The 2,687-nt window shown below is 64.5% G+C and carries 3 protein-coding genes; all 3 read right to left on the reverse strand.

Annotated features, from left to right (window positions below; genetic code table 11):
- A partial coding sequence (locus RMO18_RS19155) for a 2Fe-2S iron-sulfur cluster-binding protein (RefSeq protein WP_309668091.1) occupies positions 1 to 1,586 on the reverse strand: 1,586 nt, incomplete at its 3' end.
- On the reverse strand, positions 1,583 to 1,867 hold the full coding sequence (locus RMO18_RS19160) for a sarcosine oxidase subunit delta (RefSeq protein WP_309668092.1): 285 nt from the start codon (positions 1,865 to 1,867) through the stop codon (positions 1,583 to 1,585). The genes RMO18_RS19160 and RMO18_RS19155, both read right to left, overlap by 4 nt.
- Positions 1,868 to 1,939: 72 nt before the next feature.
- On the reverse strand, positions 1,940 to 2,687 hold a 748-nt coding region (locus RMO18_RS19165), incomplete at its 5' end, for an FAD-dependent oxidoreductase (RefSeq protein WP_309668093.1).

The following is a 2,687-nucleotide window of genomic DNA, read 5'->3' on the forward strand; positions in this document are numbered from 1 at the left end:
AGATGCTCGACGGCGGTGAAGTTTTCCTGATGGGCCAGCTTGATGTCCTTGACGGTCACATCGTTCTGCGGGTCGATCCAGGCCCGGCCCTTGCCACCCGCGACATACCACAGCGGCTTGATCGCAACCGGCGCATCCTCGGCCTGCGGCAGTTCGGCGGGCCTGGGCGTCATGCCAAGACCCTCCAGCACCGCCAGCGCCTGCGCCCGCCCCGAGACCAGCGCGCCATGGGTCGACATCACCCCCGCCGCCGCCCCGGCTGACACCAACCCGGCCGGACCGCCCGCCCCCGGCACAAAGGCCACGATATCGTCGCGCCATTCGGGGCGCGAGCGGTGATGCGAGGTGATGTTGAGGTTCGGGTTCCACCCGCCCGATACGCCTATGGCGGTGCAGGCGATGGTCTCTGTCTTGCCACTGGCCAGCCGCACCGTCACCGAATCCAGCCCCAGCCGCCCGGCACTGTCGACCACTTGCGCGCCGCGCAGATGGCGAATGCCGGGCAGAAGCGCGCCGTCTTCGCGCGGATCGATCACTGCGACCACGTCAACGCCCTTGGCCTGCAGGTCGGTGGCCGACCGCAGCCCATCATCATTGTTGGTGAATACCGCCACCCGGTCACCCACCGCCACGCCCCAGCGATTGGCATAAGCACGAAGCGATCCCGCCAGCATTACCCCCGGACGATCATTGTTCTCAAACGCGATCGGGCGTTCGGTGGCACCGCCCGCAAGCATCGCGCGCTTGGTGTAAATCCGCCAGAGCGTCTGGCGCGGTTTTCCGGGCAGGGGCACGGGCAGGTGGTCGCTCACCCGCTCTACCGCCGAATAGATGCCATGGTCAAAGACCCCGACCACCGTGGTGCGGGCCATCAGCCGCAGGTTGGGCAGGCTGGCGAGTTCCGCCACCACCCCCGCCACCCAGTCGGCACCCGCCATGCCGCCCACCTCGAACGTTTCGGCATTTAGCCGCCCGCCCAAGCGGAAATCCTCATCAGCCAAAATCACCCGCGCCCCGGCGCGCCCGGCGGTCAATGCGGCCATCAGGCCCGCAGGTCCGGTGCCGATGATAAGTAGATCGCAGTGCAGAAACCCCTTGTCATATTCATCCGGATCCTCCAGCCGCGACATCGCGCCCAGGCCCGCCGCACGCCGGATGATCGGCTCATAGACCTTTTCCCAGAAAGCCTTCGGCCACATGAAGGTCTTGTAGTAAAACCCAGCCGCAAAGAAGGCATTCAACCGGTCATTGATCGCCATGGCGTCGAACCGCAGCGACGGCCAGGCGTTCTGGCTGGTGGCCTCCAACCCGTCGAACAGCTCTGCCACCGTCGCCCTTGTGTTCGGCTCCTGCCGCGCGCCGGACCGCAGTTGCACCAGCGCATTGGGTTCCTCCGACCCCGCCGACAACGGCCCGCGCGGCCGGTGATACTTGAAACTCCGCCCCATCAGCCGCACGCCATTGGCCAGAAGGGCCGAGGCCAGCGTATCGCCGGGATGGCCGATGTAAGGCAACCCGTCAAAGGTGAAACGGATCGTCTGCGTCCGGTCGATCTGCCCGCCGGAAACGCGATTGACTTGGCTCATTTCGACCGCCCCTCGGCCCGGGCCACATCGCGCGCCAGTTCCACCCGCTTGATCTCATGCGTCACCGTATTGCGGGTGACCACCAGCCAGGACCGATCTCCCTGCTCGTGATACCAAAGCTCGCGATGTTCGCCTGCGGGGTTGTCGCGGTTGTACAGATAGTCGTGAAATACCTCGATCCCGGCGGTCATGCCGTCAGGGCGGTGCATCAGTTTGGCATCGCCCAGATAGACGAATTCCTGCGCGTCACGTGGGCCAAGGATGGGGTGATTGATGATCATGCGAAGGTCCCTTTTCGCATTTTCGAACCGCGAAACCGGTTCCCACTTTTGCTGAAAATGCTCATGGTGCCCTCAATGCAGGTTCGGCTGGGCGCCTTGGCCCTTTTCATCAATCATCAACCCCTTGAGAAAGCGGTCGAAACGGTAGGCCGTGGCCGTCTTGTGCGGGGTATCGGTGGCCAACAGATGCGCAAAGCACCAGCCTGAGGCAGGCGTCGCCTTGAACCCGCCATAGCACCAGCCGCCGTTGAAATAGAGGCCCTCGACATGGGTCTTGTCGATGATCGGGCTGCCGTCCATCGACATGTCCATGATGCCACCCCAGGTCCGCAGCAGCCTTGCGCGTCCGATCATCGGCATCAGCGCCATGCCACCCTCGGCCACATCCTCGATCACCGGCAGGTTTCCGCGCTGCGCGTAGGAGTTGTAGCCGTCAATGTCACCACCAAACACCAACCCGCCTTTGTCTGACTGGCTCACATAAAAATGCCCCGCACCAAAGGTCATCACCCCGTCGATCAAGGGCTTCAGCCCTTCGGACACAAACGCCTGCAACACATGGCTTTCCATCGGCAACCGCATCCCCGCATGCGCCATGACCCGCGATGACGACCCCGCAACCGCCACGCCAACCTTCTTGGCCCCGATGAACCCGCGCGAGGTTTCCACCCCCAGAATGCGACCCGCTTCGATCCGCATCCCCGTCACTTCACAATTCTGGATCAGATCGACACCCCGGCTGTCGGCCCCGCGCGCATAGCCCCAGGCCACTGCGTCATGGCGCACCGTGCCGCCCCGGCGCTGCGCCAGCGCGCCCTTG

This window comes from Tabrizicola sp., from assembly GCF_031377265.1.
In the GTDB taxonomy this organism is placed as follows: domain Bacteria; phylum Pseudomonadota; class Alphaproteobacteria; order Rhodobacterales; family Rhodobacteraceae; genus JAUYQR01.

Excerpts from the sequence above, each read along its gene's own strand:
- RMO18_RS19160 (WP_309668092.1), bottom strand. The coding sequence starts at position 1,867 with ATGATCATCAATCACCCCATCCTTGGCCCACGTGACGCGCAGGAATTC.